This window comes from Dactylosporangium vinaceum, assembly GCF_019904175.1.
GTDB classification, from domain to species: Bacteria; Actinomycetota; Actinomycetes; order Mycobacteriales; family Micromonosporaceae; genus Dactylosporangium; species Dactylosporangium vinaceum.
Genome location: NZ_CP061913.1, coordinates 3051358 through 3075592, shown reverse-complemented (window position 1 = coordinate 3075592; position 24235 = coordinate 3051358). Strand labels below are relative to the sequence as shown.

The window sequence follows — 24235 nt, the reverse complement described above, 5'->3', positions numbered from 1 at the left end:
CTAACCACTACAATGGCATGGGTACAGCGGATTGGGAAGGGGTGCCGGTGGCGGGCACGCGAGATGTGATCCTCGACGCGGCGGCGCGGGTGCTGCGCGAGCGCGGGCTGGCCAACGCCACCACGAAGGAGATCGCCCGGGAGGCCGGGTTCTCCGAGGCGACGCTGTACAAGCACTTCCGGGACAAGCTCGAGCTGATGGTCGTCGTGCTGCACGAGCGGGCGCCGTCGTTCATCCCGCTGCTCCTGGCGCTGCCGGCCCGTGCGGGCACGGCACCGGTCCGCGACATCCTCACCGAGCTGGCCGCGGTGTGCATCACGTTCTACCGCGACGGGTTCCCGATGTTCGCCTCGATCTTCGCCGACCCGGCGCTGCTGTCCGCGCACCGCGACCGGCTGCGCCCCCAGAACCTGGGCCCGCACCGGGCGAACGAGGGGCTGGCCCAATACCTGCGGGCCGAGCAGTCGCTTGGCAACATCGCGCCCGGCGCCGACCCCGAGGCCCTGGCCGGCCTGCTGCTGGGCGCCTGTTTCCAGCATGCGTTCGCCACGTTCTTCGCGCCCGACCCCATGCCCGACGACCGGGCGGCGGCCGGCTTCGTCGCGGGCCTGCGCCTCTAGTACCGCAGGATGAGCGCGATACGGCCGTCGGCCTCCAGGCTGCCGTCGCCGACGAACGTCACCTCGCCACCCTGGCGCACCACCGACTCCACGATGTCGTCGACGGCGTCGTCGATCGGCACGCCCCACACGGCCGGCACGTCCTCGTCGACCGGGTGCAGGTGGTCGTCGTGGACCAGGGCCGGGCTGTGGAAACCCTCCTCGACGACCAGGTGCGCGCCCCGCCCCTGATGCGCCAGGCTCCACACCTCGGCCAGCCCGGCCGCGAACCGGTTGGCCCCGCGCGCCGCGTCCAGCCGCTCGAGCGCCGCCGCCTGCTCCGCCGCCGTGTACGCGGCCAGCCGCGGGGCCAGCAGCTCGTAGACGTCGTGCGGCCCGGCGTGGTCGTAGTTGCCCAGGACCGTCCCAGCGAACGGCCGCGGCCACTCGGCGGCGAAGTACGCCAGATACCGGTCCACCCCGAGCACGAACACCGGGCGCGCGTCGAGCCGGTCCACCTCGGCCAGCCCGACGGCGACCTCCCGGAAGAACCGGCGGTGCCGCTCGATCTCGTACTTGCTGGGCTCCTGCCCGTAGTCCCGGGGCAGCCCCGCCTCGTCATGGATGAACGGGAAGCCGTGCGACGTCACCTCGACGAGCTCGGCCCCGTCGCCGCTCCAGAGCCGGGTGGGCTGCTCGGACAGGGCCACCGCCCAGTACCGGTGCCGCCGCGCCGCGTCGGCGACGACGTCGCGCACCTCGTAGGTGTCGGCCACGACGACCCGCTCCTGCACGGGCGAGTCGAGCACCCGCACCTGCACCTCGCCGGGCGACGCGAAGACCGCCAGCCCTTCGCCACTGTGGCGAAGGTCCACCTGATCGGCCGCGGCGACGATCTCGTGGTACACCGCGGACGCCACCTCCCCCGGCACCGTCTCATCGGTCTCCAGCCGCCGCCGGGTCTCGGCCAGCAGATTCCGCAGCCGAATGGGGTCCTGGAGGCTGTCCGGCGCGGTCCGGTGCGTGGGCATCAACAACGAGACCGCCGGATATCCGCTGGGCGTCAGTGTCGCAAGCTCCTTCACCGTCATGCGCCCACCATCCTCCGCGCATCACCGCGGGGGCTCACGCCTCCAGGGGGATAGCGATGTCGCCGGACGGGCCACTGCCGGGTTCGCGGCCGGGCCCGATCGTCATCCGGATCGGGCCGGCGGCCGGCCGGCCGTGCTCGACCGCCCACGCGGCCAGGGCCTCCATCACCAGCCAGGTCTCGGGGTCGCTCTGGGCCGCCGGGCGTTCGACGTACGCCTCCTCGTGGGCCGGGTCGACGCGCGCGGTGAGGTCGGGGTCGGCGGCGGCGAGCGCCTCGGCATCGTCCACCGGGCGGCACCACTCGACCGGGCCGTCGCTGTCGGCGGTCACCAGGCCGTGGTAGATGATGAACGGGGCGTCGGCCCGGCTCACCGGCCGCGGCACGCCGGCCGCGCGCATTCGCCGGATCAGGAAGTCCCGGCCCATCGGCACCAGCTCGTCCGGCGTCACGTGCCGTTGCAACGTCACAAGCCATCGCTGCGGTACCGCCCGCACCCGCACCGCGAACCGCGGACCCGGACGGCCGCGCAGCTCCTCGACCAGGTAACGGGCCAGCACCCGGCGCCCGTGATGCTCGAACTCGGCCCGCGCCCAGGAGTCCGACACCCGCCGCGCCGCCACCTCGGGCTCCTGGTCGGCGAGCGCCCCGGCCTCGGCCAGCGGGACCCCGAGCTGCCGCAGCGCCACGAGCAGACGCGCCCGTTTCACCTGCTCCGGCGCGTACCACCGGTAGCCCGAGTGGGTGTCGACCCGCGCCGGGCACAGCAGGCCCATCTCGTCGTAGAGGCGCAGCGCCCGCGGCGACAGGCCCGAGAGCCGCGCGAAGTCCCCGATACTCACCAGCTCCACGCCACCACTATGGCAAGGTCAAGCGCCCTGCCGGGCCTCGACGGCAACGGGTCCGCGCGGCGCGGCATCGCGGGTGCGCAGCCGCTGCGTCAACGCCACCGACGCGAGCACGAACAGCGCGGCGACGAGCGCGGCCGTCGCGACGTGCTCGTGCAGCAGCCAGGCCGACCAGCCGAGGGTCAGCACCGGCTGCGCGAGCTGGATCTGGCCGACCCGGGCCACCCCGCCCCGGGCCAGGCCCGAGTACCAGGCCACGAAGCCCAGGAACATCGAGATCAGGGTGAGGTAGGCGAACGCGCCCCATGCCGGCAGCGGCGCGTGCGGGGGGTGGCGCAGAGCCGCGACACCCGTCACGAGAATCGAGAACGGCAGGGACAGGACCAGGGCCCAGCAGATGGTCCGGGCGCCGCCGAGGTCGCGGGCCAGGGCGCCGCCCTCGGCGTACCCGAGGCCGCAGAGGGTGATAGCGGCCAGCAGGAAGAGGTCGGCCCAGCCGAGCGCGCCGGAGACGGTGCCGCTCAGGGTCACGAAGGTGAGGACGGCCAGCAGGCCGGCGCCCCCGGCCAGCCAGAAGGCCGGGGCCGGACGCTCCTTGGCGCGCAGGACGGCGAAGCCGGCGGTGACCGCGGGCAGCAGCGCCACGACGACGGCGCCGTGGGCGGCGGTGCTCGTCTGCAGGGCCAGCGACGTGAACATCGGGAAGCCGGCCACGACGCCGAGCGCGACGACGGCCAGCCGGCGCCACTGGGCCGGGGTGGGGCGCGGCGCCCGGACGGCGACGAGGTATGCCATCGCCAGCGCACCGGCGCCGACCGCCCGGCCGAACGCCACGAACCACGGGTCCAGGTGCTCGACGGCGACCCGCGTCATCGGCAGCGACAGGCTGAACCCGAGGACACCCAGGAAGCCGAGCAGGCCCCCCGTTATCGCATTCGACCGAGTAACGTTATCCTTACCACTCATGAGTGACGATAACGCATCGGCTCGCGTTATCCAAGATCTGCGGGCCGAGGCGCGGGGCGCCGCCCCGGGGACGCGGCTGCCGACCGTGCGCGAGCTCACCACCCGCCACCAGGCGTCGGCGATCACGGTCAGCCGGGCCATCCGGGCGCTGGCCGCGGAGGGCGTCCTGGACACGCAGCCCGGCCGCGGCACGTTCGTGGCCGCCCGGGTGCCCGCCCGCGGTGCGCCCGACCTCTCCTGGCAGTCGATAGCCCTCGGGCCGCGGCCGCCCGGCGAGGACGCCATGCAGGCCCTGCTCGCCATCCCGCGGCCGGGCGCCATCCCGCTGTCCAGCGGATACCTGGACGAGGACCTGCAGCCCGCAACCGCGCTCGGCGCCGCGCTCGCCCGCGCGGCCCGCCACCCGGCGAGCTGGCAGCGCGGGCCGGTCGAGGGGCGCGCGGACCTGCGGGCCTGGTTCGCCCGTGAGGCCGGCGGTGGGCTGCGGGCCGAGGACCTCACCATCTGCCCGGGTGGCCAGGCGGCGCTGTCGACCGCGTTCCGGGCCCTGGCCACCGCCGGCGACACGGTGCTCGTCGAGTCGCCGACCTACCTCGGGGCGCTCGCCGCCGCGCGGGCCGCGGGCCTGCGCGTGGTACCGGTGCCGGCCGATGACGCCGGAGTGCGGACCGACCTGCTCGCCGCCGCACTGCGCCGCACCGGAGCCCGGCTGTTCTACTGCCAGCCGCTGTTCGCCAACCCGACCGGGGCCACGCTCGCGCCCGCGCGCCGGGCCGAGGTCCTGGCCGAGATCCGGGCCGCGGGCGCGTTCCTCCTCGAGGACGACTACGCCCGAGACCTGGCCATCGACGCAGATCCCCCGCCGCCGCTGGTCGCCGCTGACCCCGACGGGCACGTGGTGTATCTGCGCTCCCTCACCAAGTCGGCCGCCCCCGGCCTGCGGGTGGCCGCGATCGGCGCCCGCGGTGCCGCCGGGGCCCGCCTCCGCGCGGCCCGCGTCCTCGACGACTTCTTCGTGGCCGGCCCGCTCCAGCAGGCCGCCCTCGACTTCGTCACCTCGCCCGCCTGGCCGCGGCACCTCAGGGCCCTGCGCACCGCGCTGCGCACCCGCCGCGACGCACTCCTGGACGCCGTCCGCCGCCACCTGCCGGACCTCGACCCTCCGCCGGTACCGCGGGGCGGTCTGCACGCCTGGCTCCGCCTGCCCGACGGCACCGACGACATCGCCGTGACGGCGGCCGCGGCCGCGCGCGACGTCGTGGTCTTCCCCGGCCGCCCCTGGTACGCCGCCGAGCCCGACGCCCCCCACCTCCGCCTCACCTTCGCCGCCGCACCACCGGCGCTGCTCGACGAGGGCATCCACCGCCTCGCCCAGGCCCTCACCGCCGGCTGACGACGTGGCCCGGGCGCACCGGCGTCATCAGCCGCCGGGGCAGCCGTGGCCGCCGCTGCGCGGGATGCACCTGGTCACGGTGGGCTGGGGGGTGGGCTCGTGGTCGGCCGGGGTCCAGCCGAACAGCGGCGCCGTGCCCAGGCCGCCGACCACCGCGACGGCGAGGTAGACGAGCACCAGGCCCGCGAACGACCAGCCGAAGTGGGCCAGCCAGAGCCGGTCGCGGGCCCACCGGGCGAGCAGCCACCCGGCGACCGGCAGCGCCAGGTTGAGCAGGAGCGCCGCGGTCAGGATGGTGTCGGTCGTCGCGCCGAAGGACCGGGCCGCCGCGTGGGTGGCCACGTAGGGCGCCGAGGTGCGCCGGACCAGCCCGACGATGAGCAGGAACGGCACGCCGTAGAGCCAGATCAGGAACAGTGCGCCGAGCCCGGCCCGCCTCACCGGGCCGCGCTCCAGACGAGCGCGCCCACGACCACGACGGCGACGCTGCCCGCCGCGGCGGCGGTGCCGGCGAGGATCGACGAGGGCACGAGCCGGGCGAACAGCAGGCTCAGCCCGGCCGTGCACAGCAGCAGCGCGGCGATGAGCGGGCCCGCGAACAGCAGGAGCAGCATGAGCTCCTGAGCCGGGCTCAGGCAGCCGAAGATCTCGCCGCAGTCCCGGACCGGCGCCGTGGGTATCTGGGAGTGGCCGGCGTAGTTCGCGGCGATCACGGTCACGTACCAGCCGAGCGCCACGAGCATGCTCAGCCCGATCGACGCCCGCTTCGGGGCACCATCACCATCCATGTCCGGCAATGTGCCACGGCCCCGGTCCGCTGCCATCCGTGCAGCTACTCAACTCCGGGCGAGTACGGCTGCCGAACACGGACGGCCGCCGGGGCAGGACCGGCGGCCGTCCACTGCTTCCAGGAGCCTTACGGGTTGATGGTGATGACGAGCGGCGTGGTGTTGCGGATGTTCTCGGCGTTGTTCGAGAACGTCAGGTGGTTGAAGGTGACGGCACCGCGGGCCGGGCCCTGGTTGGCCTCCGGGAGCTCGTTGGCCCAGATGCCGATGCCGGACTTGGCGTCGAAAGCGTCACCGCTGCGGCGGGCGCCGCTGATGTTGATGTTCGTGAAGATGGTGTCGGTGAAGACGTACTCCGGGGTGTTCGGGTCCTTGTACTTGGTCTGGAACATGATGCCCTGGTAGGTCGGGTCGACGATGTCCACATCGGACACCCGGATGCCGCGGAACTCCTTCGAGGCCGAGAACGCCCAGATCGCACCGAACGCCTGCTGGCCCCAGAAGTGGCCGCCGTCGCGCACGAGTGACACGTTCTGGATCGTCGTCGGCTGGGTGCCGAAGCCCACGAACGGGTAGCCGAAGTCCAGCGAGCTGATCGTGATGCCGGAGTAGCACAGCATGTCCGCGATGTACATGTTGCGGAACGTGTTGCTGTAGCCGCCGTAGACCGCGAAGCCGGCCGCGCGCCAGGTGAGCGTCGCCGACAGGTTCTCCCACAGGTTGTCGTGGTTGCCGACCGAGCCGCCGGAGTCGATCGCCGAGAACAGCGCGAACGAGTCGTCACCGGTGGAGCGGGCGTCGATGTTGTTCAGGTGGGTGTTCGTCGTGTCGTTGGTGAAGTTGATGCCGTCGGCGAACGTGTCCCGGATGCGGCTGTTGGAGATGTTGATGCCGCTGTTGTGCACGCCCCAGTACATGCAGACGGTGTGCTCCACCCAGACGTTGTCGATCGTCAGGTTCTGGTTGTCCTTCAGCTCGCCCCACACCTTGCCGGGGCCGTCGATGCGCTCGACGTAGTTGCCGAAGAACGACAGGTTCTTGAACGTCGAGCCGTTGGCCGAGGTCTGCACGGCGAAGCCCGCGTCGGTGTTCTGCTGGTCCTGCGGCGTGGTGAACTTCGTGTACCACGGCCCGGCCCCGACGACCTGGAGCGCCTTGCCGTTGACCTGGAACTTCTGGTTGGTGACGTACGTGCCGGCGGGCAGGTAGACGCCGACCGCGGTGGTGCTCTGCGACGCGGTGTTGAAGGCGTTCTGCACGTCCTGCTGGGTGAAGCCGGCCGGCGTGATGAACGTGGCCGGGTTCGGGTTGGCGATCGGGGCGACCTGCTCGAGGTTGATGAAGTCGACGGCGATGTTGCCGGAGTTGGCCGCGTCCTTCTGCAGCTTGATGGTGCTGCCGGCGTTCACCGTGCTGTCCAGCATGATGCTGGCCTCGTCGTAGATGTGGCGCGGGCCGGTGCCGGGCGAGTTGGTCGGCGACGCCTCGTTGCCGTAGAGCCACGCGTACTTCGAGGTCAGCGGGATCGCCTTGGCGAACGAGCCGTTGACGTACACGTTTATCGACGAGGTGGTGCCGTCCGGGATCGAGAACCGCACGACGACCGTGTTGGTGTTCTGCCGGGTGGTCCACTGCACGGACTGCCCGGTGCCGTTCAGCGTGACTGCCTTGCGGCCCGACGCCTCACCGGCGAGGTCGCCGATGGTGCGGTTCGGCCCGACGACGCTCGCCCCGCCGCCGACGGTGCCGTCCTCGGCCTCGTACATGTCGTAGGGCATGTTCGCGCCGCGCCCGACGAACAGCGGGTTGTCGCTGGTGTTGTTCGCCTGCTTGACGGACAGCTCGTTGGTGTCCGCGGCGAGCACCGTGTGCGCGGTGTACTTGCCGTTGACGGCGGTCCAGGTGCCGAGCGTGATGACCGGTGAGCTGGCGCCGGCGGCGAGCGTCCCAGAGTACGATCCGGTGAGCGTCTTGACCGTGGCGCCTGTCGAGTCCTGCAGGGTGAGCGTGACGCCGTGCGCGCCGCTGCCGCTGGCCTGCGTGCCCTGGTTCTTGATGACGACGGTGAAGGTGACGGTGTTGCCGGCCGACGGGTTCGACGGCGACCAGGCCACCGGGGAGGCGACCAGGTCCGAGCTCTGGACCGGGGCCACCACGAGGTTGGAGCCGCTGGTGAAGGCGTTGTTGGCCTCGTTCGTCTCGACGACCGAGTTGCCCTCGTCGACCTTGGCGCTCACCGTGTAGGTGCCGGCCGTGCGCGGGCCGATGTTGGCGGTGAAGGTGCCCTGCGCGCCCGCGGCGAGCGCGGTGACGTTTGCCGTGCCGGCCAGGACCGTGCCCTGGGCGGTACCGAGATAGAAGTTGACGTTCGTCGCGGTTGATGCGGCGGAGCCGCTGTTCCTGACCGTGGCGGTCAGGCTCACCGAGTCGGTCTCGACCGGCGCGGCCGGGGACTGGCTGACCGCCGTGATCTGGAGGTCCGGGTTCGGCGCCGGGGTGCCGAAGACCTGGAACTCGGCGAGCTGGCCCGAGGGGGCGCCGGTGTTGGAGTTGAACTGCAGCCGCACGTCGGCGACCCGCGCGGAGACCGGGATGTCGACCGAGTTGCCGCTGGCCGGGTTCCACGTGTAGTTGGCCGCACCGACGAGCTGGGTGAACGCCGACGCGCTCTGCTCCCGGCCGAGGACCTGGACGTTCTGGGTCCGGCTGGCCCACGCGCTGCTCGGGTCGAGCTTCAGCGTGAGCTTGCTGATGTCGTGGTTGGCACCGAGCTTCACCGTGAGCGTCGCCGGGTAGCCGGCCGCGCCCTCCCAGTAGGTGGTGACGCTGTTGTCGTTGGCGTTGGCCGGCACGAACGTGAAGACCGAGCCGCTGGCCTCGATCGTCTTACCCAGGGCCACGTTGGTCCCGGTCGGGGAGCCGGTGCCGGTACGGGTCACCGTGTTGCTGGCCGCCGAGGCGTTGCCGGCGGCGTCGCGGGCCTTGACGTAGTAGGAGACCGTCGCCGTGTCGGGCTGGCTGTCGGTGTACGTCAGCACGTTGCCGGCGACGGAGCCGCGCAGCGAGTTGTCGGCGTAGACGTCGTACCCGGCGATGGAGCCGCTGTTGTCGCTCGACGCGGTCCAGGTCAGCTTGATCTGGCCGGCGGCCGGCTGGGTGTACGCGAGGCTCCCGGGCGCGCTCGGCGCCTGGGTGTCCGGGTTCGTGCCGGTGCGGGTCACCGTGTTGGAGTTCGGCGACTGGTTGCCGGCGGCGTCGCGGGCCTTGACGTAGTACGCGACGGTCGCGGTGTCCGGCTGGCTGTCCGTGTACGTGAGCACGTTGCCGGCCACGCTCGTGCGTAGGGTGCCGTTGGCGTAGACGTCGTAGCCGGCGATCGTGCCGCTGTTGTCGCTCGACGCGGTCCAGGTCAGCTTGATCAGGCCGCTGCCCGGGCTCGTGTACGCGAGGCTGCCCGGGGCCGTCGGCGCCTGGGTGTCGCCGGTCGTGGGGCCGTACACCTCCAGCTCCGACAGCTGCGCGGCCGTCCAGCCGGTGTTCGCCGTGATGTTCACCCGGATGTAGCGCGTCGTGGTCTGCGTGAACGGGATCGTCACCGTGTTGGCGGCGCCGGGCGCGAAGCTGTACCCGTTCGACGCGACGATGTCGGAGAACGTGCTGCCAGTGGTGCTGCCCTGCACGGACAGCGTCTCGGTGCGCGCACCCCAGGCGGCCGGGAGCTTCAGCACGACGGAGCTGACCGGCACGGCCGAGCCCAGGTCGACCTGGAGCCACTGCGGGAACGCGCCCGAGCTCTCCCAGTAGCTGTCCTGGTTGGCGTCGCCGCCGTTGCCCGGCGCGTACTGCGCGTTCTGGCTGCTGGCCGTGAACGTCCTGCCCGCGGCCAGGTTGCCGCCGGTCGTGGCCACGCCGTAGATCTCGAACTCGGACACCTGCGCCGCCGGCCATCCGGTGTTCGCGGTGAAGTTCAGCCGCACATAGCGGGTGGTCGTAGCGTTGAAGCTGATGGTGACCGTGTTCTGGCCGGCGGGATTGAAGGTGTACCCGCCGGAGCTCACGATCGTCGCGAAGCTCGTCCCGTCCGCGCTGCCGGTGACCGACAGGGTCTGGGTGCGGGTGGCCCACGCGGTGTCGTTGGGCAGCTTCAGCTTGATCTGGTCGATCGGCTTGGCGCTGCCGAGGTCGATCTGGGCCCACTGCGGCCAGGCGTTGTTGGCGCTCTCCCAGTAGCTGGCCTGATTGCCGTCGTTGATGTTCCCGATGCCGTTCTGCCCGTTGGTACTACTGGACGTGGCACTGCGGCCGCTGGCCAGGTTGGGGCCGCCGGCGGCCTCGGCCGGCAGCGTCTGCGCCGTCACGGCGACGAGGGCGGCCACGGCGAACGCCGCCAGCACCCTCCGCGTCACGAGCCTTCTGCTCATGGGGATCCTTCGCGTCTCATGTGTCCGGGCGGGGTGATGGTGCGCCTCTGCCGTTGGCGGTGGAGAGAGGCGTCGCTCGACACGATCACGGCGCGGTTGGCGGCGCAGCCTGCGATCGAGTTGCGGACAGTAGCGTAACTCTGTCGACCGGTTGTAGGAATCTTGCACAGCGTTGCGCCAAATGTTGCAGACAAGCGACGCGCAAGTCAACGGTCTGTTTCTATCGGTCCAACCGGCCCGCGCGGTTGTGTGGCATCGCGTTCGGTTCGTACGTTCGAATCTGCGCAACTGACGTTGATATATGCGATGCGTGGCAGTGCTCGCGCCGCCGCCGCACCCGTTCCGGCTCGGAAACGCCGCGGTTGCGGCCAATCGTCGAAGGCTCGCGCCCGTAAGCTGTGCGGCGGCAGCGCTGCGTTGCCGGGCGCTGATACGGTCGTGACACCGCAGCTTGATGTCGTGCCATCCCTCGACGACCAGGACTTTGAGGTGCGTGAATCACTCCGCCGTGGCGCCGTAGCATCGATGTCGGTCCTGCTCGCAACCGTCGTCGCGTTGCTGACCAATATGTTCACCGACGGGTGGAGCCGGCCGACCGGTGCCGGGCTTGCCGTGGCTGTCGGCCTGTTCGCCTCCTGGGAAGGGTGGCGAGCCTGGCGCGGGTCGAGCACCGGCGAGATCCGCGCTGAGTCGACAGGGTCAGCCACGGCGATCGGGTCCGGAAGCCGCGCGAATTCCGGGGTCATCGGGGCCACCCGCGACACGGTGGCCCGCCGAAGCGGCGACGCCCGGGCGGCAGCCGGGGGCGCAGCCAACACAGGCGTCGAGGTGACCGGCGGCGATGACATTGACGGCGGCGACGGCGGCGGCGGCCCGATCGGTAGGAGAGGGTGAGCGATGAGGTTGTGGCGGCGCACGGCAGCGACGGCCCACAAGACCGGCTCTGCCACCGCTGACCGAGGCGGCATTGCCGTCAGCGGAGTGGCGGTATTCGGCACCTCTACGCCGGTGCGCTCGCACTACCTGGCGCAGGTGCAATTGATCGCGCCCGAACAGCTCGAGGGCCGCGACCGGGAGCTCGCCGCGATGGCGGCCTTCGGCACGGCGGAAGATCCGGCACCCGCTTACCAATGGTGGCGGGCTCCCGCCTGGGCAGGGAAGTCTGCGCTGGCCGCGTGGTTCGTGCTCAACCCGCCCAAAGGTCTGCGCATCGTGTCGTTCTTCGTCACCGCTCGGTACGCCGACCAGCATGACCGAGCGGCGTTCGTGGACGTCGTTCTCGAACAGCTCGCACAGCTCACGAACCAGCCGCTGCCGACGCTGCTCAGCGCCGGCACGAAGCACGCCCACTTCTTGGGCATGCTCGAGGAAGCGGTAGCGCACTGTCATCGCCGGGGGGAGCGGCTCCTCTTGCTGGTCGATGGCCTCGACGAAGACCGCGGGGTAACCGTCGGGCCGGATGCGCACAGCATCGCTGCGATGCTGCCGCCCAAGCCTCCGCTGGGTCTGCGCGTCCTCGTGCTGGGGCGCCCCCATCCGCCGGTCCCTGACGACGTGCCCGACGACCATCCGCTGCGGAGTCCCGCCAACATCCGCCAGCTGGCGATCGCCCCGGCCGCGGTGGTCGTGCGCCAGGACGCTGAGCGAGAGCTGACTCGCCTCCTTGCCGCAACGACCGCCGAGCGGGATCTGCTGGGTCTGCTGACGGTCTGCGGCGGAGGTCTCACAACCTCGGATCTGTCCGAGCTGACCGGCCGGCCGCAACGGGAGATCAGCCGGCAACTCAAGGTGGTGTCTGGCCGATCGTTCCGCAACCGGGTAGGGCGTTGGCAACCCGACATCGAGCTGTACCTGCTGGCCCACGAGGAGCTGCAACGCCGGGCTGTCGAGGAGATCGGTAAGCAGCGGCTGGATGACTACAGGCTTCGGCTCCACGCCTGGGCCGATGGGTATCGCGACAACGACTGGCCGTCCGGCACGCCCGAATACCTGCTCAGCGAATACTTCGGGCTCCTGCACGGAACGGGCGACACGAAACGCATGATGGCGCTTGTCACCGACCGAATTCGTCATGATCGCATGCTTGACATCATTGGGGGTGACTCGGTCGCCTTGACCGAGTTGTCCCTCGCCGAGCAGACGATGGCGGAGTTGGACCCGCCGGACCTGAGCGCGGTCGGTCGCCTCCAGCTGCACCGCGATCGGCTGCTCAATCGCAATCTCAACGCTCCGATCGGTCTGCCCGCAGTATGGGCGAAACTGTGCAAACCGGCGCGTGGCGAGGCCCTCGCCCGCTCCATGGATGCCGGGAACCGAGTGCAGGCGCTCGCTGGACTGGTCCACCCGGTCTTCGCCAGCGGTGATCACCAACGGTCGCATGCCCTCATCGATGAGGCGGCCGAGGAGCTCACAGCAATCAGCGGACTGGACCAGATCCGTCCCCTGGCTGCGCTGGTCGAGGCGGCGGTCGCCATCGGTGAGGTCGACTGGGCCGCGATGCAGGCCGGCCGGGCCGAGACCGTGCTCTCCGCAGCCCCGCCTTCCGGCAGTGACTTTGCGGTCATCGATGCTCTGACCGAGGTGGTGCGAGCCAAGGCGGCGGTGGGCGACCTCCAGCGTGCTGAGTTCATCGCCAGTGTGATCGACGACGACCAGCGCGATCAAGCCCGGTTCCACCTGCTCATCGCCGAGGCCAAGGCCGGCGACAGGCGTCGTGTGGAGCGTCTGCTCGATGAGATGCAGTCACCATATTGGCAGGCGAGGTCGCTCATCGCCCTGATGTGGGTGCCCACCGGTCCGGGTATGGATATCGCCGAGCCGGTCGAGGCGATTGGTGCGCTCCTCGACAGCGTGTCGGACCTGCGTTCCGTCATCGCGGCCCTGACTGCGCTCGTCAGGGCAATGGCCGCGGTCACGGACTCCGACGTCCGCTTTGCGCTGACCGTCGCGGTGAGCACCATTGAGTTCACCGACCCGCAGGGCACGGCGGTGCCGTTGTGGGCCATGGCCGAGGCGGCGCTCGCCTCCCGCGCCGACGACCCGATCGGCCTACTGGCCGCCGAGGCACAGGCGCTGATCCGCACAGTGCTGGACCCCGAGGACCAGGCCGAGCCATTGACGGCACTGGCTGGCACACTTGCCGATATCGGCCGGTTCGATGGCGCTGCCGAGCTGGCAGTGCAGATCGAGGCCTTGATGCGACATGCCATCGCCGAGGAACACGGCAACATCGAGGCGGACCTCACGGCATTGACGGCGGCGCTCATTGCTACTGGCGACACCCGGCGAGCCTCCGTCGTGGCCGCCAGGGCCGAGGAAGTCATTGCGGGGATGGAGTATCCGTACTTTCGGGCCAGGGCGTTCACGGAGCTTGGCCGGGTCCTGGCGGCGGGAGACCGGCCCGCGGAAGCCGCGTCGTTACTCGGCAAGGCTGAGGCCAACGCCGAACTCGTCACGAATCAGTATCTGCAATCGCGGTTCCTGACCGGTCTGGCGGCTGCGGTGGCAGCCGGCGGAGACCTCGGTCGTGCGCGTGCCTTGGCCGACGAAGCCGAGGTTCTCGCCCGGGCACTCGCCAGGCCGGAACTCCTGAGTCGAGCGCTCAGCGGCTTGGCCTGGGTCGCAACACTCACCGAGGATCTCGACCGAGCCGAAGCGCTGGCCGCGGAGGTCGAGTCCCTGACAGGCGCGGGGTCAGGCGACGACTGGACGGAAGAGTCGTTGCCCGAGTTGGCGGAGTTGGTGACCAGCGATGGGACCTGGCAGTATTCCGACTCGGACGCTGAAGAGAGCCGCAGCACGACGCTGCTTGCCGCGCTCGGGGCCGGGCCCGACGAGACCGCGCATGAGAACTCACCGAGTTCTGAGGCCTGGCTGGACAGGGTCATCTCCGAAATCAAGGCCATCGCTGAGTCGTTGGACCCGGCTCGGACGCGATCGCTGGCACGGGAAACAATGCGGCACATCGGCAGCGGTACCGACCCGCGGGCCAGAGACATCCTGCTGGCCGGGCTGGCCGGGGCCGTCGCCTTCGCCGGAGATCGCCGGCTCGCGGTCGAGATCGCGACCGGTCTGCAGCATCCTGAAGCGGCCGGCAGAGCCTGGCCGATCATCGTGACAACGGCGGCCGACGCCTCGGAGCATGACTTGGCCCGCAGCGCTGCGCTGGAACTGCTACGGACGGCCGGTTGGCGCAAGCACCTGGTGACCATCAGCCAGGTGGATCCCCAGCTACCGGCCGCCATCGCCGACGAGTACCTACTGGCCATCGACCACACGACGTAGGATCAGCCGAACTCCGTCCGCGGGCTGCGGCCTCTCACCGCTGCACCGCCTGCGGCACTACACCTGCCCAAGGTCCGGCAGCTTGTGAACTGGCTGCTCCGCCACCCCCGACGCACGGGTCTCGACGACCAGGCCGGTCTCGCCGCAGTCCGCGCCTGCTACCCGCGCCTTGCCACGCAGGCATCGAACCCTCGCGCGGGCGCGGGACGAGCCGATGTCGCGGGCCGAACGACAAGAAGCCTGAACTTCCGGCGCGCCGACAAGCGCGGGTCTGCGGCGTGGGAGGCACGGCCGCGGCAGCCCGTGTGCCGGCTCAGTCGGGCGACTTCGCGCGAGATGGGCCCATCGCGATCACCGCCGGCTACCGCGCGCGAAGCCTCGACGCATACGGGCCGCGCCGGGGTGGGCGGCGGGTGGCCAGGGCCCGGCGGCTCAGCGCCGGGCCGGCCGGGGCGGCGGGCAGTGGTGGTGTCAGGCGACTCCGGCCGGGCGGAACTGGACGGAGACCCGCGGGCCGACCGGGCGGGCGGTTTTCGGGATCGCGTGTTCCCACGTGCGCTGGCAGGAGCCGCCCATCACGACCAGGTCGCCGTGGCCCAGCGGGAAGCGGATGCTGTCGCCGCCGCCGCGGGGGCGCAGGAGGAGGGCGCGCGGGGAGCCGAAGGAGACGATGGCGACCATGGTGTCGAAGCGGGCGCCGCGGCCGATGGTGTCGCCGTGCCAGGCGACGCTGTCGCGGCCGTCGCGGTAGAGGCACATGCCGGCGGTCATGAAGGGCTCGCCCAGCTCTTCGACGTAGTGGACGGTGAGGCGGCGGCGGGCCTCGGTGAGCAGCGGGTGCGGGAGGGTCTCCTCGGCCGGGTACCAGCGCAGGAGCCTCGGCACGTCGACCACGTCGTCGTACATCTTGCGGCGCTCGGCCCGCCACTCGACCTCGTGCAGGAGCGTCTGCAGCACCGCGTCGGAGCCGAGGACCCAGCCGGGCAGGTGATCGACCCACGCGCCCCGGGACAGGTGGTGGCGGGTCACCTGGCCGGTGAGCGAGCCGAGCGAGGGTCCGGCGACGTCGAACATCGACGGCTGATACGCGAGGTCAATCATGCCCCGAAGCCTACCCGATTTCGAACACCCGTACGAGCAAATCCCGCCACCTTCAGCTCAGAGCGTGAACCCCCTACGACCCTCATTCGGGTTCGAACGAATCGGTCGAGATCGCTCTCCGGGATGACGTGGGCAGCGAATGGCCGTATCGTGAGACCGGCTCGGAGTTGGAAGGTGTTGAGCCCGATGAGTCCCGCCGATCGTTTCGCCGTGTTCCCCGAATTCAACGTCACTGTCGAGCCGCTCCCCGGACAGGCGCTGCGCGTGCGCGTCGCCGGCGAGGTCACCATGGAGAACGTCAGCGAGCTCCGCACCGTCCTGTTCCGGGCCATCGACGACGTCCGGGCCAAGGCGGTCGAGGTCGACCTGAGCCTCGTCACGTTCATCGACTCGACGGGCATCGGCAAGCTCGTCTCGGCCCGCGCGCACGCCATCACCAACAACAGCGACCTGTGGATCGTCAACCCCAGCCCGGGCGTCCGCCGCGTCCTGAGCCTCCTCGGCCTGCTGGAGATCCTCAGCACACCGACGGGCAACAGCGGCTGGGCCCCGCCCAAGTCCGCCTGAGCGCGACGATCGAGGGGCGCTGCGGGGTGCACGCGTGGCCACCGGTCGCGCCGGCCCGGTGCTGCGCTATCGGCCGCTGCCCGCACCGCCCAGTCGCCCCTCGATCAGCTGCGCGACAAGCCGCAGCGCGTGCGCGGCCCGCGGCACGTCGAACACCTCGGTGGGGCCGGCGAGCGTCACCGCGGCCAGCGGGCGGCCGGCGGCCCGCACCGGCGCGGCGACCCCCGTCATGCCGTCCTGAAACTCGCCGCGGTCGACGGCATAGCCACGGCGCCGCGTCGCCCGCAGGTCCGCCAGCAGTCTTGGACGGTCGGTGATCGTCGCCCGCGTCCGCGCGGCGAGCGGCAGCCGGGCCAGTACACCATCCACCGCTTCCAGAGCGCCGAACGCCAGCAACGCCTTGCCCGCCCCCGTGCAGTGCGGCGGGAACCGCCCCGCGACCCGCGTCTCCAGCCGGCGCTGCCGCGGCGAGCCGACCTTCAGCAGGTACACCACCGCATCCCCGTCGAGCACCGCCAGCTGCGCCGTGCAGCCGAACGCCCCGTGCAGATCGACCAGGTACGGCCCCGCGACGTCCAGCAGCGTGACGCCCGCCTGCCCGGCCACGGTCCCGAGCTCGAACAGCCGCAGGCCCAGCCGCAGCACACCCGCGTCCTCGGCCAGGAGCCGCTCGGCGAGCAGCGACGCGACGATCCGGTTGACGGTGGCGGGCGGCAGTCCGGTCGCGGCCGCCAGCTCGCCGCGCCCGAGCGGCCCCGCGGCGGCCACCGAGTCCAGCAGCGCCAGCACGCGTCCGAGCATCGAGACGGGGGCAGCGGGGGCGTTGGCGACGATCCGGCTCACTCACTGATTCTGACCCTCGCCGCCCCGGACGGAAATCCGGAAAGATCGAGGGCATGCCGAGCACAGCAGCCGTCTACGTCATCACCGGTGGCACCCGGGGCATCGGGGCCGGCGTCGCCCGCCGCCTGGCCGGGGTGCCGGGCCGGGCGCTCGTCCTCGGGTACCGCGGCCGGCACGACCGCGCCCGCGCGCTCGTCGAGGAGCTCGACCGGCCGGACAGCCCCGTGCGCGCGGTCGCGTGCGATGTCGGCGACCCGGCACAGATCCCGGACCTGTTCGCCGCGGCCGACGCGCTCGGGCCCCTCGCCGGGCTCGTCAACAGCGCCGGGGTGCTGGAGCGGCAGTCGACGTTCGACGGGATCGACGCCGAGCGGTGGACCCGCATCCTCGCCGTGAACGTCGTCGGCCTGGCCGGCTGCTGCCGCGAGGCGGTCGCGCGGATGCGCGACAGCGACCGGCCCGACCGGGTCATCGTCAACGTGTCGTCGAGGGCCGCGGAGCTGGGTGCGCCCGGCGAGTACGTCGACTACGCCGCCAGCAAGGCCGCCGTCGACACGTTGACCCGCGGGCTGGCGCTCGAGGTGGCGAAGTACGGCATCCGGGTCGTCAGCGTGCGCCCGGGGATCATCGACACGGAGATCCACGGCACCGGCGGCGACCCCGACCGCGCGCACCGGCTCGGGCCGCAGCAGCCGCTCGGACGCGCCGGCACCGTCGAGGACGTCGCGGGCACGATCACCTGGCTGCTGTCACCCGACGCCGCCTTCATCACCGGCACCACCATCGATGTCACTGGCGGCCGCTGAGACGCCCTCGATACGGGCCGTCCACAGGGCGACTGCAGCAGCAACTGCGGTTTCCTCCGTACGTTCGAACTCCAGCACGAGCCGCGCCCCGTGCCCGGTGCCCGGGGCGAACGCGAGCCGCTCCCCGTCGGCGGCCGGACCGAGGATCTCCCGGGCCGCGTCGGCGGAGCAGGTCAGCTGGCGCTCGAACCGCACGTGCCAGCCGTCGCCGTCGCGCGTCACCCGCGGCCGGTCGAGCCCGAACGCGCGCACCAGCTCCTCGTGCCGGGCCGCACCGCGATCGGCCGGCGGTGGCGGCGCACCGGCAAGCGCCGCCGCCAGGGCGCGCAGGCAGAGCTCCCACCCCGTCGCGAAGCTGGCCGCGCCCGCGCGGTCGTCGAAGTGGTGGACGAGCGTGAAGGTGGTCGCGGTACCCCCGACAGCCGCCAGATGAAACTCGAAGCGCTGGTCGCCCCAGCGGAAGTCGAGGCGAGTGGGCGGCTCGACGAGCAGGACCTCGCCCATGGAGCCGCCGTCACCCAGGTCGCCGAAGCGGATCTTCCCGCCGGGGACCAGGTCCATCTCCGCGCCGGTCGGAAACCACGCGGCGAGGTGCTCCGGCGCCGTCACCGCCCGCCAGACGCGCTCGATCGGATGGTCGTAGGTGCGCACGACCCTGATGACCGGCGACGCACCGTCGACGAACTCCGGAACGGTCATGGGTTCGATTCCTTCCGCATCGTGTCGAGATGATCTCCGAGGAGGTCGAGGCGGCTCTCCCACATCCAGCGGTAGGGCTCCAGCCACTGGGCGACCGCGATGAGCGGCTCCGGGCGCAGCTCGTACCAGCGCCGCTGCGCGTCCGCGCGGACGCTGACGAACCCGGCGTCGCGCAGCACCCGCAGGTGCTTGGACATGATCGGCTGGCTGACCCCGAGCGCCTCGGCCAGCTCACTCACCGACTTCGGCCCGCCGCGCAGCCGCTCGATGACCTCGCGCCGCGCCGGCAGCGCGAGCACCTCGAAGATCGATAGCACCCCTCGAACATACCTCTGAACGTATATACCGTCAACGGCAACCAGCCCGCCGGGCGGCGCCCCACCGCGCCGTCGCCGACGGACCGGGCTCGGCGTCATGCTCGACGTCCTCACCGGTACCGCGGCGTCCCGCACCGGCTGCGAGCGGCCGCGCGCAGGAGCGCCGCACTGCCCCAGCACCGCCGCGGTGAGCACCACAGCGGCGGGTGTCGCTCGAAGTGCGGGCGCCCGGAAGCGTCGGGGATCAGCCGCGGGCGCGGAGGCGGCGCAGCATGCGGGCGTCCTCGAAGCCGGTGGCGTGGGCGGCGGCCTCGACGGTGGCGCCGTGGCCGATGAGGTGCTCGGCGCGCTCCAGGCGGAGCAGTTGCTGATAGCGCAGCGGGGTCAGGCCGGTGGCCTCGCCGAAGGCGCGGGTCAGGGTGCGCTCGCTCACGCCGGCGGCCAGGGCCAGGTCGCGCAGCGGCAGGCGGTCGGCGAAGCGGTCGTCGATGACGTCCTGGACGCGGTGGACGACGTCGCTGAGGTGGTCGCGGTGGCGGAGCATGGCGCTGTGCTGCGGGGCGTCGCCGTTGCGGCGGGCGTAGACGACCATCTCGCGGGCCACCTGGGCGGCGACGGCGGGGCCGTGGCGGGTGGCCACCAGGTGCAGGGCCAGGTCGATGCCGCTGGCGATGCCGGCCGAGGTGACGACCCGCTCGTCCTCGACGAAGAGGACGTCGCGGACGACACGGGCCTGCGGGTAGCGGCGGGCCAGGTAATCCTGCAGGCCGTGGTGCGTCGTGCAGCGGCGGCCGTCGAGGAGACCGGCCTGGCCCAGGGCATCGGCCCCGGCGCAGACGCTCGCCACCGTGCCGCCGCCGGCGTGGTGGGCGGCGATCCGGCCCCGGGTCGATCCGGTCAGCGTGCCGTGGCGCTCGCCGAACGTCAGCGAGCGCCAGCCGGGGACGAGGATCAGGTCGTCGCGGCCGAGCCGGGGCCACTCCACCACGGCTCGCAGCGCTACGCCCTGGGCGGTGGGCACCTCCTCCTGCTCGGCCACGTAGTGCAGCTCGTATCCGAGCCTAAGGTCGCGCACGGTGGAGAACACCTGTGCGGGGCCGGCCAGGTCGAGCAGGTGCACGTGGGGCACGAGCAGGAAGACGACTCTCACCGCGCGAGGACCTCCTTGACGGTGGCGATGGTGGCGAACCGACCGGCCAGAGCATATTCCGTGCGCGCGATGATGTCGGCCGTCGGCAGGGTGCGCGGGCTGGCCAGGATCTCGTCGTACGGGAGGTCGCGCTCGTCGCGGTGGGCGATCGGGAACGTGGCGGTCGCCTCGGTGACGTACGTGACGTCGTACCCGAGGTCGCCGGCCACCCGGGTGGTCGTCTCGCAGCACAGCTCGGTCTGGATGCCGGTGACGATGAGGTGCCGGATGCCCTCGGTGGTGAGCAGCTGCTGCAGGCCGGTCGTGGTGAAGCAGTTCGCCGAGGTCTTGACGAGCTGGGGTTCGCCGGCGCGGGGCTCGAGCCCGTCCATGTAGCGGACGAGGTCACCGGCCGCCGGGTCGAAGACGGTGCCGGTGCCCGGCTCGGTGTGCAGGACCCACACGACGAGGTCGCCGCGGGCCCGGGCGTCGTCGATGAGCGGGTTCACGGTGTCGACGATGCCGGGGTTGGAGACCGCCGCCCAGCTGGGCCGGTGCCGGAACGACTCCTGGATGTCGATGATGAGCAGTGCGCTTCGCATGCTCCGATCGTGCGCTTCCGCGCGCGCCCGCACCAGGACCGCAGCGGTCGCGACCCGGACCGATCCGGTCATCTGGTTTCTCATTATTCAGGAAGATTGTTCCGGGATTTGAGATGAAAATACTACTGTCTGGGACATGGATACGAACGTCTACACGCACGGGCACCACGAATCGGTGCTGCGCTCCCACCGCTGGCGGACCGCCGAGAACTCCGCCGCCTACCTGCTGCCGGTGCTCACGGACGCGATGGTCGTCCTGGACGTCGGCGCCGGGCCCGCGACAATCACCCGCGACCTCGCGGCCCGGGTCGCGAACGTCGTCGCCCTGGAGGTCAACGCCGAGGCCGTCGCCGTCGCGCGGGAGGGCCTGGCCGGGGTGCCCAACGCCGCGGTCGCGCTCGGCGACGTGCATGCCCTGCCGTTCCCCGACGACACCTTCTGCGTCGTGCACGCCCACCAGGTGCTCCAGCACGTCGCCGACCCGGTCCTGGCCCTGCGCGAGATGCGCCGCGTGTGCAAGCCCGGCGGCTACGTGGCCGCGCGCGACGGCGACTACGCGGCCTTCACCTGGTATCCGCAGCTGCCCGAGCTCGACGACTGGCTGGCCCTCTACCAGCGCCTGGCCCGGGCCAACGGCGGCGAGCCGGACGCCGGGCGGCGGCTGCTGGCCTGGGCCCACGCGGCCGGCTTCAGTGAGGTGACGGCCACGTCGAGCACCTGGTGCTTCGCCGACGACGAGGACCGCGCCTGGTGGGGCGGCATGTGGGCGGACCGGGTCCGGGAGTCCGCGATGGCTCGCCAGGCCCTTGCTTCGGGGGTACCGCAGGAGGAGCTGGACCGCATCTCAGCCGGCTGGACGCGGTGGGCGGGCGACCCCGACGGCTGGCTCTCGATCCTCCACGGCGAGATCCTGGCCCGGCCCTGATCCCGGGGCCGACATAGCATGACTGCGTGAACCTGCCCGCGGACCTGCACGCCCACACCGAGTTCTCCTGGGACACCCGGACCGGGGACATGGAAGGCTCGTGCGCGCGGGCGGTGGAGCTCGGCCTGCCGGCGATCGCGTTCACCGAGCACACCGACTTCGTGTCGTGGACGGTGGACCCGGCGGGGGTGCCGGAGCGCTGGACGCAGTACATGAGCGACCCGGCCCACCTCACCGCGCCGGCGCTCGACGTCGACGGCTACCTCGAGGCGATCGACAGGTGCCGGGCGAAGTACCCGGCGCTGCGCATCATCACCGGCGTCGAGCTCGGCGAGCCCCACTGGTTCGCGCGGGAGGCGGCCGCGCTGCTCGCCAGCGCACCGTTCGAGCGCGTGATCGGCTCGCTGCACTCGCTGCGCGTCGACGGTGCGGCAGTGCTTGTCGAGGACGAGTACACCCGACGGCCCGTCGAAGCGGTGCTGCGGGACTACTTCGCCGAGGTCGTGCGCATGGTCGAGGCGGGCGGCGACTTCTCGACGCTCACGCACCTCGACTACCCGGTGCGCTACCTGCCGGCCGGACACGCGTTTCGCATCGAGGACTTCGAGGAGGAGGTACGGCAGGTGCTGCGCTCCCTCGCCGGGACGTCCCGCGCGCTGGAGATCAACACCCGCCGCACCCTCGAACCCACACTGGTGCACTGGTGGCGGGAGGCCGGCGGCGCCGCCGTCAGCTTCGGCAGCGACGCCCACCGGCCCGAGGCCGTGGCCACGAACTTCGCCGCGGCCGCGGCCCTCGCCGAGTCAGCGGGGTTCCGGCCGGGCCGGCACCCCTACGACCACTGGATCATTGGGCGCTACAGCTGAGTGTCGGGACGCTGTTGGTCCCCGTCCAGCTGCCGTTGAACCCGAAGCTGGTGCTCTGCCCCGCACTCAGCTTCCCGTTGTACGCCGCGTTGGTCGCCGTGACCGCGGAGCCGCTGGATGTGATCGTCGCGTTCCAGGAGCTCGTCACGGTCTGCCCGTTGGCGAACGTCCACTTGACAGTCCACGTGCTGATCCCCGCGGAGCCCGCGGTGACGGTCACGGTGGCACCGAACCCACCGGCCCACTCCGAGGACTTGGTGTAGGTCGCCGTGCAGCCACCGGGCTGCTGTGAGGTGGGCACCGACGGCGACGTGCCGGCCGACCGCGACGGCGACGCCGACGCGCTGGCGGACCGCGACGGTGAGGCCGAGGTCGACGGCGACCGCGAGGCCGACGCCGACGCCGACGGGGAGCCGGTGCTGCCGCCCTGGCCGGTGAAGATCACGTCGCTGCACAGGTAGTACGACTGGTCGAGGTGGCTGGCCTGCCAGATCGTGTAGACGACGTGCCGGCCGGTGCGGGTCCCGGCGTCGACCTGGGCCTGGTACTGCGGGGCGGGCGCATACCGGGCGGTGCGCTGGACGAGCTCCAGGCTGTTCCAGGTCAGCGGCTGCGTGGCGGGGTCGAAGCCCTGCTTGGTGATGTAGATCAGCAGGTAGTCCGCGCCGTGCTGGGCCTGGTCGGTGAGCGTCAGCGTGAACTTGTTCGGCTTCGTGGCCGCGGTCCACGCTCCGACCGTGTCCAGCGAGGCGTAGTACCCGTTCTGGGTCCGGCCACCGCTGCACAGCTGCCCGTCCGGGATCGCCGCCTGGTGGTTGCCGGCGACGCCTTCGCGGTAGAGGCCGTTCCAGTTCCACATCGTGTTCGGGTTGGCCTGCCACGCCTGCCAGCACATCGGGTCGATGGTGGCCATGTTCGGGTTCTGGAAGTCGGAGCCCCACCGCTCCCAGCAGCCGTAGTTGCGCGACGGCGGGTCGGTGAGCGAGCCGTGGGCGGAGGCCGGCTGACTGATCACGGCCAGGCCGAACACGGCCGTCACCAGGACCAGAGCGCCGAGCGCAAGACGCCGCGCGGTCGATGAAACTTGCATTGGTACTCCTCAGGGGTGCGCAGTCGCCGAAGCGCTTCGACAGCACGACGACGACGCGGCTGACTTGGAACTGACGAAGTCAACGCGCGCGGCTCCCGCCGGGGAGAGTAGCCGGTAAAAAGAGGAATGTGAATATCGCAACGGGACGGTCGCACCCGCCCCGGCCCCGCCGGTCTAGCGGCAGACCCCACCCACGCCGCGCGGGCCGGCGGTGATGGTGGCCGGCTCCCCGAGCGCGTCGCCCATGTCGACTGTCACGTCCGCCGCCAGGGCCGCGGCGAGGCAGGCGGTGCTGTTGGCGTTCGCGATGTCCTCGGGCACCCCGATCGACGGCGCGAACATGCGGGCCGCGAACCGTCCCCCGTCGCCGGCCGGCGCGTACACGTAGCAGCCGAGCAGCCCGGCCGCGTCACAGGCCGCCTTGAGCGCGGCCTGGTCCGGTGCCAGCCCGGCCAGCTCGTCGCGGGCGGTCACGGGAACCAGCAGCCGGGGGCGCCCGACGGACGCCACGACGGTCGGCGCCGCGGCGAGGCCGAGCGCGGCCAGGACCGGCGCGACCTCCACGGCGGCCGGCGTGCGCAGGCCGACCGGGCCCGCGTCGAAGGCGGCGGCGACGAGACCGCCCTGCGGCCAGGCCCGCCCGGCGAACGAGCGGCCACCGGCGTGCAGCGTGTGCTCCCCCGGCCCCAGCACGGCGAGGGCCGCCACCGTGCCGTGCCCGCAGGCCGGAAGCTCCCCGGCCGCCGTGAAGAACCGCAGCCGCCGGCCCGGCCCGATCCAGACCGTGTGCGACGGGCCGGGCACCGCCACCCGCGGCACCGGGCCGCCGACGAGCACCGCCGTCGGGCTGCCACCGCGCCCGTCACGCAGACACGACCGCACGATCACCGCCGAAACGCTA

22 protein-coding genes are annotated in these 24235 nt (G+C 71.8%); 8 read left to right on the top strand and 14 right to left on the bottom strand.

Features of this window, described 5'->3' with window-relative positions; genetic code table 11:
- The first annotated feature begins 17 nt into the window (after positions 1–17).
- A complete protein-coding gene (locus Dvina_RS13585; RefSeq protein ID WP_223102838.1) occupies positions 18–620 on the top strand; it encodes a TetR/AcrR family transcriptional regulator in 603 nt (200 codons plus the stop codon).
- Here the strand turns inward: Dvina_RS13585 and Dvina_RS13580 are convergent.
- From Dvina_RS13580 to Dvina_RS13570, 3 genes are read right to left on the bottom strand one after another with little or no spacing between them, the layout of a single operon-like run.
- Positions 617–1690 (bottom strand): baeRF3 domain-containing protein, encoded by a 1074-nt coding sequence (locus Dvina_RS13580; RefSeq protein ID WP_223102837.1) that lies wholly within the window; start codon positions 1688–1690, stop codon positions 617–619. The two genes, Dvina_RS13585 and Dvina_RS13580, sit on opposite strands and share 4 nt — an antisense overlap.
- A 34-nt stretch (positions 1691–1724) precedes the next feature.
- Positions 1725–2540: a MerR family transcriptional regulator gene (locus Dvina_RS13575; RefSeq protein ID WP_223102836.1), complete on the bottom strand. Its 816-nt coding sequence runs from the start codon at positions 2538–2540 to the stop codon at positions 1725–1727.
- 18 nt (positions 2541–2558) lie between these two features.
- Positions 2559–3503, bottom strand: a complete 945-nt coding sequence (locus Dvina_RS13570) for a DMT family transporter (protein ID WP_223102835.1) — start codon at positions 3501–3503, stop codon at positions 2559–2561.
- Here Dvina_RS13570 and Dvina_RS13565 point away from each other — a divergent pair.
- Positions 3502–4896 (top strand): aminotransferase-like domain-containing protein, encoded by a 1395-nt coding sequence (locus Dvina_RS13565; RefSeq protein ID WP_223102834.1) that lies wholly within the window; start codon positions 3502–3504, stop codon positions 4894–4896. The genes Dvina_RS13570 and Dvina_RS13565 overlap by 2 nt on opposite strands.
- Positions 4897–4923: 27 nt before the next feature.
- Here the strand turns inward: Dvina_RS13565 and Dvina_RS13560 are convergent, their stop codons facing one another.
- The 3 genes from Dvina_RS13560 to Dvina_RS13550 form a co-directional block, all read right to left on the bottom strand.
- On the bottom strand, positions 4924–5337 hold the full coding sequence (locus tag Dvina_RS13560; protein ID WP_223102833.1) for a hypothetical protein: 414 nt from the start codon (positions 5335–5337) through the stop codon (positions 4924–4926).
- Entirely contained in the window at positions 5334–5684 is a 351-nt protein-coding gene (locus Dvina_RS13555) for a hypothetical protein (protein ID WP_223102832.1), read from the bottom strand. Before Dvina_RS13555 ends, Dvina_RS13560 begins: the two co-directional genes overlap by 4 nt.
- Positions 5685–5812: 128 nt before the next feature.
- The gene (locus tag Dvina_RS13550; RefSeq protein ID WP_223102831.1) at positions 5813–10105 is read right to left on the bottom strand and encodes a galactose-binding domain-containing protein; all 4293 of its coding nucleotides are present in this window, start codon (positions 10103–10105) and stop codon (positions 5813–5815) included.
- Positions 10106–10543: 438 nt separating this feature from the next.
- On the opposite strand from Dvina_RS13550, the gene Dvina_RS13545 reads away from it, so the two are divergent.
- Together Dvina_RS13545 and Dvina_RS13540 are read left to right on the top strand one after the other, a co-directional pair.
- Positions 10544–10999: a hypothetical protein gene (locus tag Dvina_RS13545; RefSeq protein ID WP_223102830.1), complete on the top strand. Its 456-nt coding sequence runs from the start codon at positions 10544–10546 to the stop codon at positions 10997–10999.
- Between the two features lie 3 nt (positions 11000–11002).
- Entirely contained in the window at positions 11003–14389 is a 3387-nt protein-coding gene (locus Dvina_RS13540; protein WP_223102829.1) for a hypothetical protein, read from the top strand.
- 471 nt (positions 14390–14860) lie between these two features.
- Here the strand turns inward: Dvina_RS13540 and Dvina_RS13535 are convergent, their stop codons facing one another.
- Positions 14861–15490, bottom strand: a complete 630-nt coding sequence (locus Dvina_RS13535; RefSeq protein ID WP_223102828.1) for an alpha-ketoglutarate-dependent dioxygenase AlkB — start codon at positions 15488–15490, stop codon at positions 14861–14863.
- 210 nt (positions 15491–15700) lie between these two features.
- Here Dvina_RS13535 and Dvina_RS13530 point away from each other — a divergent pair, with 210 nt between their 5' ends.
- Positions 15701–16057, top strand: a complete 357-nt coding sequence (locus tag Dvina_RS13530) for an STAS domain-containing protein (protein ID WP_223102827.1) — start codon at positions 15701–15703, stop codon at positions 16055–16057.
- A 66-nt stretch (positions 16058–16123) separates the two neighbouring features.
- Here Dvina_RS13530 and Dvina_RS13525 read toward each other — a convergent pair whose 3' ends face one another.
- Positions 16124–16900, bottom strand: coding sequence for an IclR family transcriptional regulator (locus Dvina_RS13525; protein WP_223102826.1), 777 nt, complete (start codon positions 16898–16900; stop codon positions 16124–16126).
- Between the two features lie 53 nt (positions 16901–16953).
- On the opposite strand from Dvina_RS13525, the gene Dvina_RS13520 reads away from it, so the two are divergent.
- Entirely contained in the window at positions 16954–17706 is a 753-nt protein-coding gene (locus tag Dvina_RS13520; RefSeq protein WP_223102825.1) for an SDR family oxidoreductase, read from the top strand.
- On the opposite strand, the gene Dvina_RS13515 is transcribed toward Dvina_RS13520, so the two are convergent.
- The 4 genes from Dvina_RS13515 to Dvina_RS13500 form a co-directional block, all read right to left on the bottom strand.
- Positions 17650–18405 carry an SRPBCC domain-containing protein gene (locus Dvina_RS13515; RefSeq protein WP_223102824.1) on the bottom strand — a complete coding sequence of 252 codons (756 nt, stop codon included), beginning with the start codon at positions 18403–18405 and terminating at the stop codon, positions 17650–17652. The genes Dvina_RS13520 and Dvina_RS13515 overlap by 57 nt on opposite strands.
- On the bottom strand, positions 18402–18722 hold the full coding sequence (locus Dvina_RS13510; RefSeq protein WP_246656197.1) for an ArsR/SmtB family transcription factor: 321 nt from the start codon (positions 18720–18722) through the stop codon (positions 18402–18404). The genes Dvina_RS13515 and Dvina_RS13510 overlap by 4 nt, the downstream gene beginning before the upstream one ends.
- Before the next feature lie 244 nt (positions 18723–18966).
- On the bottom strand, positions 18967–19872 hold the full coding sequence (locus Dvina_RS13505) for a GlxA family transcriptional regulator (RefSeq protein ID WP_223102823.1): 906 nt from the start codon (positions 19870–19872) through the stop codon (positions 18967–18969).
- Entirely contained in the window at positions 19869–20453 is a 585-nt protein-coding gene (locus Dvina_RS13500) for a cysteine hydrolase family protein (protein WP_223102822.1), read from the bottom strand. The genes Dvina_RS13505 and Dvina_RS13500 overlap by 4 nt, the downstream gene beginning before the upstream one ends.
- Before the next feature lie 136 nt (positions 20454–20589).
- Between Dvina_RS13500 and Dvina_RS13495 the strand changes: the two genes are divergently transcribed.
- Positions 20590–21378, top strand: coding sequence for a class I SAM-dependent methyltransferase (locus tag Dvina_RS13495; protein ID WP_223102821.1), 789 nt, complete (start codon positions 20590–20592; stop codon positions 21376–21378).
- A 26-nt stretch (positions 21379–21404) separates the two neighbouring features.
- Positions 21405–22244 (top strand): histidinol-phosphatase HisJ family protein, encoded by an 840-nt coding sequence (locus Dvina_RS13490; RefSeq protein ID WP_246656196.1) that lies wholly within the window; start codon positions 21405–21407, stop codon positions 22242–22244.
- On the opposite strand, the gene Dvina_RS13485 is transcribed toward Dvina_RS13490, so the two are convergent.
- Positions 22225–23334: a lytic polysaccharide monooxygenase auxiliary activity family 9 protein gene (locus tag Dvina_RS13485; RefSeq protein WP_223102820.1), complete on the bottom strand. Its 1110-nt coding sequence runs from the start codon at positions 23332–23334 to the stop codon at positions 22225–22227. The genes Dvina_RS13490 and Dvina_RS13485 overlap by 20 nt on opposite strands.
- 174 nt (positions 23335–23508) lie before the next feature.
- Positions 23509–24222 (bottom strand): PhzF family phenazine biosynthesis protein, encoded by a 714-nt coding sequence (locus tag Dvina_RS13480; RefSeq protein WP_223102819.1) that lies wholly within the window; start codon positions 24220–24222, stop codon positions 23509–23511.
- Between the last annotated feature and the right edge of the window lie 13 nt (positions 24223–24235).

What these genes read in the sequence shown, in the direction of transcription:
- Dvina_RS13585 (WP_223102838.1), top strand. Translation starts at nt 18, where the DNA reads ATGGGTACAGCGGATTGGGAAGGGGTGCCGGTGGCGGGCACGCGAGAT.
- Dvina_RS13580 (WP_223102837.1), bottom strand. Translation starts at nt 1,690, where the DNA reads ATGACGGTGAAGGAGCTTGCGACACTGACGCCCAGCGGATATCCGGCG.
- Dvina_RS13565 (WP_223102834.1), top strand. Translation starts at nt 3,502, where the DNA reads ATGAGTGACGATAACGCATCGGCTCGCGTTATCCAAGATCTGCGGGCC.
- Dvina_RS13570 (WP_223102835.1), bottom strand. Translation starts at nt 3,503, where the DNA reads ATGAGTGGTAAGGATAACGTTACTCGGTCGAATGCGATAACGGGGGGC.
- Dvina_RS13555 (WP_223102832.1), bottom strand. Translation starts at nt 5,684, where the DNA reads ATGGATGGTGATGGTGCCCCGAAGCGGGCGTCGATCGGGCTGAGCATG.
- Dvina_RS13550 (WP_223102831.1), bottom strand. Translation starts at nt 10,105, where the DNA reads ATGAGCAGAAGGCTCGTGACGCGGAGGGTGCTGGCGGCGTTCGCCGTG.
- Dvina_RS13540 (WP_223102829.1), top strand. Translation starts at nt 11,003, where the DNA reads ATGAGGTTGTGGCGGCGCACGGCAGCGACGGCCCACAAGACCGGCTCT.
- Dvina_RS13535 (WP_223102828.1), bottom strand. Translation starts at nt 15,490, where the DNA reads ATGATTGACCTCGCGTATCAGCCGTCGATGTTCGACGTCGCCGGACCC.
- Dvina_RS13520 (WP_223102825.1), top strand. Translation starts at nt 16,954, where the DNA reads ATGCCGAGCACAGCAGCCGTCTACGTCATCACCGGTGGCACCCGGGGC.
- Dvina_RS13515 (WP_223102824.1), bottom strand. Translation starts at nt 18,405, where the DNA reads ATGACCGTTCCGGAGTTCGTCGACGGTGCGTCGCCGGTCATCAGGGTC.
- Dvina_RS13500 (WP_223102822.1), bottom strand. Translation starts at nt 20,453, where the DNA reads ATGCGAAGCGCACTGCTCATCATCGACATCCAGGAGTCGTTCCGGCAC.
- Dvina_RS13495 (WP_223102821.1), top strand. Translation starts at nt 20,590, where the DNA reads ATGGATACGAACGTCTACACGCACGGGCACCACGAATCGGTGCTGCGC.
- Dvina_RS13485 (WP_223102820.1), bottom strand. Translation starts at nt 23,334, where the DNA reads ATGCAAGTTTCATCGACCGCGCGGCGTCTTGCGCTCGGCGCTCTGGTC.